Below are 10,729 nucleotides of genomic sequence, written 5' to 3' on the forward strand. Positions count from 1 at the left end.
TAACATTGTGCAGTCTACAATGCTGAATATTGAATACAATCAAGCTGTTACCTTCTTATTTCATTAACCAAAAACCCAAACATGAAAACAACCATTACCCTCATCTTACTATTGATGTTTATTGGTTTTTCTATGCCTTCTATGGCCCAGGCCGATCAAAATATCATCAATGAAGGTCCTCAGAATCCTACCTTGATTATTGAGGGCGTTCTCGTTTCAGAAGTACCTTCCATTGCCGAACAAATGGCCAATGGCACCTTTAAACCAGCTGAGAACATTGTTAAGGAGTTCAATCCTAAACGCTGGGGGGCAAATACCTCCGTTCCCGGCAAAGGCTTTCCGGTTGATGGTGATCCGTTGCTGGATCAGCAATCAAGGGCTCCCCAAATATCCGGAAGAGCTCCCCTCCTTTCATTTGAAGCGGCAAGTGCTACAGCTACCCCAACGGACCCTACAGGTGCAGTGGGCCCAAATCATTATGTAAATTCCTGGAATTCAGCCTTTCGAATCTGGGACAAGGCTGGCAACCCATTAACCGCAGCAGCTTCACTGAATACAATCTTTCCTGGAACTTTAGGAGACCCCATTGTAGTTTATGACCGTTATGCAGACAGGTTTCTGATCTCTGAATTCTATAATAATGGTTTCGATGTGGCTGTTAGTAAAGGACCAAATCCCGTTACCAGCGGATGGTGGGTCTATCGTTTTGCGACAAGTTCATTTCCTGATTATCCTAAATATTCTGTCTGGTCAGACGGGTACTATGTCACAGCCAACAAGGATCAGGGATCTCCCGGTACCAGCCAGGTGGTTTTGTCATGAACAGAACCAATATGCTGAGTGGTTTGCCGGCAACAATGATCGGATTTCCACTTCCCGGTATTATTAACAGTGGATTTTACAGTCCTCTGGCTTTCAATGCCAATGGCCCCACAGCTCCACCTGCCGGCAATGTACCCGTGGTTTATATGCAGGACGACAGTTGGGCAGGTGTTGCATCAGACCATCTAAAGTTATGGAACATTAATGTTAACTGGGTAACCCCGGCCAGTTCCACCATTTCAGCCGCACAGATCATTCCAACGCAACCATTTGACGGATTGTTCGATGGCGGATCTTTTTCAAACCTGCCTCAACCTCCAGGAGGAGCTGATATTGATGCATTGCAGGCAACTATCATGTATATGGCACAATACAGACGATTTCCCACTTATAATACGGCTGTATTTAACTTCGTTGTGGATTTGAATGGAGCTGATAATTATTCGGGGATACGCTGGTATGAACTCCGGCAGACAACTGATGGTGCCCCATGGACAATTTACCAGGAAGGCACCTTTTCTCCTCCCGGCGCGCCCAGTACATTCTGCGGAACTATGTGCATGGATGCCAACGGAAGCATTGGTATGTCATATACCACTGTAGGAACTTCTCAATTCCCTTCCCTGCGCTTTACCGGAAGAAGGGCTACTGACCCATTGGGAACTATGACCCTTATACCAGAGTCCTTTGCCAATGGAACACAAATTGACCCATCTTCGCGATATGGTGATTATGCTCAAATGACCATTGATCCGGCTGATGATGCAAAATTCTGGACTATCGGCGAATACTTCAATGGTGGCAGAAAAAACCAGGTAGGGGTTTTCGAAATTGTCCCTCTTTCACCGGTTGCCCAATTTATAGCATCTACTACCACTCCTATAGTTGGGCAAACTGTAACTTTCACTGACCAATCTGTCAATTCTCCCACCAGTTGGGCCTGGTCATTCAGCCCGGGGACAGTAACATTTGTCGGAGGCACCAGTGCCAGTTCCCAAAATCCGCAGGTACAGTTCAATGCATTTGGGAATTATACTGTGACACTGAATGTTAGCAATACCTATGGAAGTGATTCGGAAATCAAGAGTAACTATATTAATGTCGGTTATTGTACTCCTTCACATTCGTCAGGCACCGGAGTAGGTGATTATATTTCCCTTGTGCAGTTGGGAAGCATTAATAACAGCACAGGTGCTTCCGTGGGTCCTTACTATACCTATTATAACACTTTATCAACCGACCTGCCACGTTCTTCAACGCAAACGATTACTTTAAGTCCCGGTTCCTACAGTGGTACAAATACACTTGCAGTTTTTATTGATTTTAACAGGAACGGACTGTTTGAATCCAGTGAAAAGTTAGGAAATGTTACCTCCTTAGGAGCATTTTCAACTGCAACCATAACATTCACAGTTCCTTATAATGCACAATTAGGTACTACGCGAATGAGGGTCAGGGAAGACTATTCAAACTTTAGTATTGATCCTTGCGTTACTTTGCCATATGGTGAAACAGAAGACTATAATGTAAACATCCTCCCTGTTCAGTATTGTGAACCAGAATCAGGAAATGGAACGGATTATGGTGATTATATTTCCCTTGTTCAGTTAGGCACTATAAATAACAGCAGTGCCGGAGCACCAAGTCCCTACTATACCTATTACAGCAGTCTTTCTACCGATCTGACTTCAGGTTCCGACTACTCGATTACCTTAGGTGCCGGAACATTTCTCAATGGTAACTATATTGCTGCCTGGATTGATTATAACTTCAACGGTACTTTTGAAGAATCTGAAAAACTGGGCACAGTACTTTTGACCGCATCTCCAGCTACTTCAACCTTGTACTTTTCGGTACCAGGTAACTGCCTGACCGGAACAACCCGGTTAAGGGTAAGAGAGGTTTTTGCTGTTTCCAACATTGACCAATGTGCTTATGCATCTTTTGGTGAGACGGAGGACTATAATGTTAATCTCCTCCCGAAAGTATACTGTACGCCATCATACATCTCAGGATCCGGATCAGGTGATTATATTTCTTTAGTACAATTGGGTACAATTTATAATACTTCAGGCCCGGCTGCAAGCCCATATTATACTTATTACAGCGCCCTGTCAACAGATCTTACAGCAAGTACAACTTACTCTTTAACACTTAGCCCCGGAACTTATTCTTCAGGAAATCACCTTTGTGCCTGGATTGATTATAATGTGGACGGAACTTTCGAAGAATCAGAAAAACTTGGATTTATCGATCTTGCACCTTTGCCTGCAACAGGTTCTATCACTTTCACAGTGCCATCAAATGCTGTCCCCGGCACAACGCGCTTAAGAGTCAGAGAAGTCTATCAGGGAGGTTTCGGCATGGATCCTTGTGCCCAGGGATATTACGGTGAGACTGAAGACTATAATGTTAATATTATTAACCCGAATAAAGTACTTGTGCTGACTGCTCTTTTGCAAGGGCTGTATTCAGGCAGTGGCAATCTCATTAAAGCCAGTAACGGCACTGGACCGGCATTTGCAGGCGATATTTCTGATGTGATTTCAGTAGCTCTCTCTAATGCATCGGACTATTATACACTCGAACATCTTGCGATTGGAGAACAACTGAACACCAGGGGCGAAGCTGTAATTGTGATTCCGGCTTCTTTAACTGGTTCATATTATGTAACAGTCTTTCATAGAAATAGCATCCAAACAGTTAGCAGCTTCCCTATTTCATTTGCATCAAACATTGTCAATCTGAACTTTAACAATCCTTTTAAAGCATATGGCAACAATCTGGCCATGACTACCGATGGAAGGTATGCCATTTATGGAGGGGATGTTTCCCAGGATGGAATCGTCGATGGCTCCGATATGGCCGCTGTGGATAATGCCAGCACCATTGTTTTGACCGGGTATGTGATTGAAGACACCAATGGAGATGGACTCGTGGATGGATCGGATATGGCTTTAATCGATAATAATGCTACCATGGCAATTACTGCTATCATACCTTAAAAACCAAATTTTTTCAGGCTGAAACAGAATATCAGCTTTAATAGGAACATCCTGCCAGCCAACGAGTTGACAGGATGTTTCATTTTATGATTCATTCATAGTTATTATAGATAGCATCTATCCTTCAATTTTTTTCTCTATTTTTATTTAGTCTTAATATAAATTATTTTTACTGATTTGTCGGTAGTAATGATTACTCAATTATTTTTGGAACTGATTACCAGAAATATTATATCAAATTATCGTGTTCTGCTCTTAGCTATTCCCTGCCTTTTCTTACAACATACTATCTGCCCAAATTAAATTAACTATTAAGTAATCTATTGGAAATATGGAATACAAAGCTACTTTTTTTCAGAAAAACACTTTGAACACGGCAATTAGTAAAATCGTAACAGGATTATGCCTTTTACTGATGTTTGCGCTTAATTCAAAAGCACAAAATGCTACGGTGGGGACATTCAATGCATATTTGCTAACAGCCCCCACAACTCATGACTGCCCTGGAACGATCAGGTTTGAATTTGAAAATTGTGAGTGCTTGTGGACAATCGGCTGGAGTGTCGATGTATCTCCAGGGGGGCAGCCCTTCATGTTACAAAACTGTGGAGGAGTAGGTACATACGATAGGCAATATCCCCCTGGAGATTATACTATTGTTGCTACTCTTGGAGGTATTGGTTGTAGCAATATTGGCGAAGTAAAAACATTCCAAATCACTATTCCTAATGCTCCTTGTATCGCCCCGGTATTTCAAATTACCGGTACAACCATGCAAACAGGTTATGGCTGTAACAATGGCACCATATCTTTTTCAGGCTCACTTACCCAGTGTGCAAGTACTGGTATTGTATTCCAGCTTTTGGATTCAGCCAGTAATATTCTTCAGCAGGTATCCACATCAATTTATTCAAGTAATGGCTTAGCCGGAATCTTCGGAAATCTGGAGGCTGGGACCTACAAAGTAAGAGCTTATCAACCGGGTGGCTCAACTCCTTGTGAAACGATAGTATATACTGAACTGCCTGCAAATATTTCACTTGATCCTGTACAAGTGAATGGTGGAGGGGAACTTATTACAGAAACTGGAGATGGCGGCTGTCAGCGACACAAAGTGGTATGTGGTTATAGCGATGATTTTGCCCAAAAATCCTGTGTCGGCCCGGGTCCACAAACCTGGTCTGCAACTCTGCAGGGTACCACCTCGAATGGCAATGAAATTTTATTGTCGGCAGAAGAACTGTATGGACAATCTATCACATTTTTAGATGTACCGGTAGGCAATTACACTGTTAGTTGCAGCAGGGCTATTCCCGGCCCCACACAGGGCAACACCGAATCCAGCATCTCCATACCAAGTTCAGGCTGTAGTTCCACACTTACAGAAATAAGTCGTACCGTGTCATCAAAAGGGATTGGATGCGATAGTGCAGCGGTGATCGAGTTTGCATTTACATCTTCAAATTGTTATACTTCATGGTCGCTCGTTGAAGCCTATGGTCAGCTTTTAGGCACCGGTGGAATTTGGTCTGCCAATAAGGGAGAGCATATTTTTGCTTCAGTTCCGGCGACTCTTTTAACTAATACCAATTATCAATTTATAGCATCCTCAAGTGGCGATCCGCAACTGGATTGCCCTGCATCTGCTGATGTAACAGGTGTACCAACACTGGGTTGTGATGGAACGGTTACCGCAACACTTACTAAATCCATATCGACACCCGGGGCATCGGATGGTGAAGTATCTTTTAAACTTACCACATCTTCCTGTTTAGATGCGCCATGGACAGTAATTATGACACATTTGGTGAGTGGACAGCAGTATGCTGGTACAGGCCAAAACAAAAACGATACAGCAGTAGTGTCAGGGTTACCATCTGGAGCATATAATTATGGTTTTGATTACATAGGTGATTGCTCAAACCCCAATGCAGGCTCATTCTCTATGGATTGCACCCCAATTACTGTTTTCAGAGATAATGACGGTGATGGTTATGGAGATCCCAATAATGATACAATTATCTGCTCATTGGCTTATTTCCCGGGATATAGTGGAAATGGAAGCGACACCGATGATGACCTGGTAACATATGCTGACAATGATGGCGATGGTTTTGGCTTTGGCCCCCCATTGCCTTCAGGCATTCCGAACAATTCTGACTTTGATGATGATTGCGATGCCTGTTTTCCAGGCGCCCCTGAATTATGCGATGGATTCGATAATAATGGTGATGGTTTTGTAGATATGGCGCCTATGAATGGCCTTTTATTATATCTTCCTCTAAATGGAAATGCAGCCGATGCCAGTGGCAATGGATTGAACGGAACAATTAACGGAGCGGTAACTGCAGTGGCCGACAGATTGGGAAATGCCAATGGGGCCATGAGTTTCCCTGGTTCTGCTGGTAGCCATATCAGCATTGCCGACCAACCTTTGCTAAGACCTTCCAGCATCACTTTAGGGGCATGGGTGAAGATTAATAGCCAAACAAACCTAACGGGGTTCATCAATAAATCTATAAATTGCATTAATGACTCATGGCATTTTGGCAGCCAGGGAGGTAATTACTCTACCTGGGTTTCCAATTCTACAAACTGTGGTGATTTTGTACAAATGACCTCTCCTATGTCAGTTGGAACCTGGAACCATATAGTGTTTACACTTGATGATGTGGCCGATACCAGGCAAATGTATGTAAATGGAATTCTTGTTGCCACAGCAGCTTATACATCTTCAATTCCTTATGATAGCAACCCTGTATTGATAGGTGCGGCCATTGAAAATGGCTCACTCGATTTTCCTTTAAATGGGGAGTTGGATGATGTTATGATATTTGACAGGGCCATTACTGGAGCAGAAGTCAGTACATTATTTGGCAATAGCAATCCGCTTGTTTCCTTATCCACGGCTTACTTTGCTGATGCTGATGAGGATGGTTTTGGCAACCCTGCTGTATCAGAAGTAGCATGCATCCAGCCTGGTGGTTATGTTTTAAACAATACCGATTGCAATGATACTGATGAATCTGTATTTCCAGGATCCCTCACCCATCGCCCTTACCGAAGCAAACAAAACGGAAGCTGGGGTTCCAACCAAACCTGGGAATCATTTGATGGATGTGAATGGGTGTCAGTAGGTATACCTTCGGCAACTGATAGCACCATTATCATCAATCATGAAGTAACAATATCCAACGCTGAAACAATCAATGCGAATGAAGTGATTGTTGAGAATGGCCGTTTGAATGTTTATGGCAATTTGAACCTGATAGATGTGCAGGGTGAAGACCTTTCTATAGGAACCGGAGCTTTATTGTATATGGATCAGAATGGCATGCTGTCAGGCAATGGTACAGCTTTAGTGACTAGCGAGATCAGTGTACATTCTAATGCAAGGATAGCGGTACAACTTACTAACAAGGGGGTATTCAATTTCAGCCAATATTACGGAGGGTGCTGTGTTGAAGGCTATCTCGTGCTTACTGATGGTACCAGTTCAGGAACTATTTTGAATGATGGGACTATGATCATTACAGCTGGTGGCGGAGGTGTAAGAGAAATGTATATCAATGCTGGAAAATTTCATAACCGCAGCGGCGGACAGTTGCAGACAAACTTTGATAAAGTCACTTTTAATGTGAATGAATTTATTAATGACGGACTGATTATAGCCGGTACCTCTGATAATAATGCAGGCTACTGCAATATTACAGCTGCCCAAAGTGCATCACATTACGGTCAATTTTCATCTAACAACGTAAATAAGGTTTTTAATATCACCACAGGAGGCACATTTACGTATGCCGATTCGTCTAGCATTGATGGTAATATGCATTTCACCGGTGGTACACATAATATAAGTGGCCAGTATAATGCAATGCGAACCTATATCAGTGCGAATGTGAACTTCCTTCAACCAGAAGTGAATTTCAACGCAGAAGTATTACAGGATGGAGGTCTATTTGGCGGTCCTGCCATTAAAAAAATAAATAGTTCTTATTCCTGGTGGGCAGGAACATTGAGCGGAGGAAACCTGGTTATAAATAATACGACCTCAGGGCATTTAGGGGCAGGCCAAACCTCCTTAGGTACCCTGGAAACCACGCTTATCAACAACGGCACTGTAAACCTTGTAACCGGTTACGGAGGTTGTTGTGTAGAACCGGTATTTACGATGACAAATGGTATCATAGAAAACAACGGACAGTTCATTTTTGCTCAAACAGGTGGTGGAGGCGTTCATTATGAAACCTTAAGTGGCGGCACATTTAATAATAACAGCTCCGGAACCATTACAAACAACCTGATGGGGAATCCTGACGGGTCGGGTTATGATGAAATCTATCTGCGAAACACGGTATTTACCAACAACGGAACGATTATAGCCAATGGCAAATCACTGAATATCTTCCCCACCACCAACTCGGTTCTAAACGGAACGTTTACGATACCGGCTGGTGGCCAGGTTAAATTCGGTATTCCATCTACCACGACTACCCTCTCATCCAATGCCAGTATAAATGGCGCGGGCACTGTTTATTTCGTTGAAGGCAATCACCAGGTGAACAGCACCAGTTACAACCCTGGTTCTACCATAATTGGATTACCGTATTCTCCCGCCTATGTTTATTTCAACCAAAGCCATGTTGATTTAAATTATGTTAACCTTATCAGCGGCTTATTCGGAGGCCCTGCAACCAAATTATTAAAAGATGATATGTCGGTAGGAAATGGCGCAGAAATCAGTGGAGGTTTTGTTGCCAATACAGATACAAGCAATATCTCTTTTTCCAGTACCACTTTCCTGAAAACTCAATTGACCAATAATGGTAATATGAGTATTTATGCTTATTACCCGGGATGTTGTGGCGCCAGTACCTTTAATATGAATAATGGAGGTTCGTTAATTAACAACAAAAACATTTCTATGGATGCCTCAGGGGGTATCTATCATGTCGGCATTTACGACGGCAGTTTTGTAAATAATGCTACTGGTGTGATTAACAGCAGTTACCAGAATTATATTAAACCGGCTTCATTTTCCAATAGTGGAACAATCAATGTGTTGAATTCAACACTGGAATTGAATCCTTTTACTATTGGCGGTATCATCAACATAAATCCGGGTGCTGAATTAAGAGCTACCGGCATACTCACTTTCGATGGAAGCCTGATCAACAACAATGGCAATATCACCGCGCCGTTCAATTTTATTACCGATCCTGCCAAAGTATTAAAAGGTACGGGGACTTTCAGCAGCAGCATGGTATTGAACAATACTTCCACTATTGAACCCGGCTCAAGTCCGGGTATATTTACCGTAGCTGGTAACTATAGTCAAGGCGATGCGGCGTTGAATATCGAAATAGGTGGAACCAATCCCGGAACCGAATACGACAGACTGGTGATAACAGGCACTGCAACCATAAGTGGCACGCTGAATGCAACGGAGATCAACGGTTTCAATCCACAAAGCCTCACCTCCATTGACATCATTACAGCCGGAGCAGTAAGCGGTACCTTCAGCCAGGCAAACCTGCCAACAAGCTGGTCGGTACAATATGCTGCAAATAAAGTAAGCCTGGTAAAATTCTTCGAATTTGTGTATTACAGGGATGCAGATAACGACAGTTATGGGAATTTGACTGATACGATACATTCCATTTTAGCTACAGCCCCTCCGGGATATACTGTTGAATCTACTGATTGCAATGACGCGAATGCAGCGGTTAATCCTGGTGCAACAGAGATATGCGATGGGATAGATAACGATTGTGATGGGAATACAGATGTTATTTTTACCAATGGTATTGTATGTGGTATGGCTTATAGCGAAGGCCAGTCCTTTACCTTAACGGCACCTCCCGGCAAAGTATTTACTTCGGTTGATTTTGCCAGTTATGGCACACCAAATGGCACTTGTGGTAATTTTACTTTGGGCAGTTGCCACGCAACAAGCACAAAGGCTATTGTAGAGTCGCTTGTTATCGGCCAAAATAGTGTAACCTTAACACAGAATTATCAGATTTTTGGCGACCCATGCGGTGGTGTTTATAAAAGGTTTTATGTGCAGGCGAGTTATTCAGAATTCGTTTCGTTGTCACAAACCTTTTATGCTGATGTGGATGGTGATGGCTATGGTGATCCTGCTATTACACAGTTAGCATGCAGCCAACCCAATGGATATGTGTTGAATAATACTGATTGTAATGACAACAGTTCGGCTGCATACTCCGGTGCAATTGAAATCTGCGATGGTATTGATAATGATTGCGATGGTATTACAGATACAATTGCTGGTAATCCTGTTTGTCCTCAATTCATAACTTTAAACCTGAAACTCTTCCTTCAGGGATATTATACAGGAGCTAATACAATGAGGGCAAGTTTATACGATCTGGCTATCAGCACAAACCCAACTGAAACCGATTCAGTAGTGTTTAACCTTTGGTCACCCGCTAACCTGTCAAACCCGGCGCCTGATTATTCGGCAACGGCAATTGTCCATTCGAATGGTGAAGTTATTGTGCAATATCCTTCAGAAGTGATTGGCGGTTCTTTCTTTATTGCTGTGAGGCATCGGAATCATCTTGAAACCTGGAGTAAAACACCAATAACATTAACCGGAAGCACCACCTACCATTTCGATAGCCCTGTTAAAGCCTTTGGCGACAATCTATTCCAGATGCCAGACGGGCAGTATGTGTTCTATGGAGGAGATGTTTCCCAGGACGGTATAGTCGATGGTTCCGATATGGCCGCAGTTGACAATGCAAGTACCATTGTATTAACCGGATATGTAGCAGAAGACACCAATGGAGATGGACTCGTGGATGGATCGGATATGGCTTTAATAGATAATAATGCTACCATGGCAATTACTGCTATCCTTCCATAAACAA

Annotated in this window: 3 protein-coding genes; all 3 read left to right on the top strand. The window is 42.9% G+C overall.

The window, feature by feature from the left end; translation table 11 throughout:
* The first annotated feature begins 81 nt into the window (after window positions 1–81).
* The 3 genes from IPH84_19330 (at window position 82) to IPH84_19340 (ending at window position 10,725) form a co-directional block, all read left to right on the top strand.
* Complete coding sequence (locus IPH84_19330) at window positions 82–822, top strand: hypothetical protein (GenBank protein ID MBK7175310.1); 741 nt, start codon at window positions 82–84, stop codon at window positions 820–822.
* On the top strand, window positions 819–3,827 hold the full coding sequence (locus tag IPH84_19335) for a PKD domain-containing protein (protein MBK7175311.1): 3,009 nt from the start codon (window positions 819–821) through the stop codon (window positions 3,825–3,827). The genes IPH84_19330 and IPH84_19335 overlap by 4 nt, the downstream gene beginning before the upstream one ends.
* A 592-nt stretch (window positions 3,828–4,419) precedes the next feature.
* A complete protein-coding gene (locus IPH84_19340; protein MBK7175312.1) occupies window positions 4,420–10,725 on the top strand; it encodes a hypothetical protein in 6,306 nt (2,101 codons plus the stop codon).
* The last annotated feature ends 4 nt before the right edge of the window (window positions 10,726–10,729 follow it).

Source organism: Bacteroidales bacterium (genome assembly GCA_016707785.1).
GTDB lineage: Bacteria > Bacteroidota > Bacteroidia > Bacteroidales > UBA4417 > UBA4417.

Bases quoted from the DNA above. Each gene is read 5' to 3' on its own strand.
- IPH84_19335 (MBK7175311.1), top strand. From the start codon at position 819: ATGAACAGAACCAATATGCTGAGTGGTTTGCCGGCAACAATGATCGGA.
- IPH84_19340 (MBK7175312.1), top strand. From the start codon at position 4,420: ATGTTACAAAACTGTGGAGGAGTAGGTACATACGATAGGCAATATCCC.
- IPH84_19330 (MBK7175310.1), top strand. From the start codon at position 82: ATGAAAACAACCATTACCCTCATCTTACTATTGATGTTTATTGGTTTT.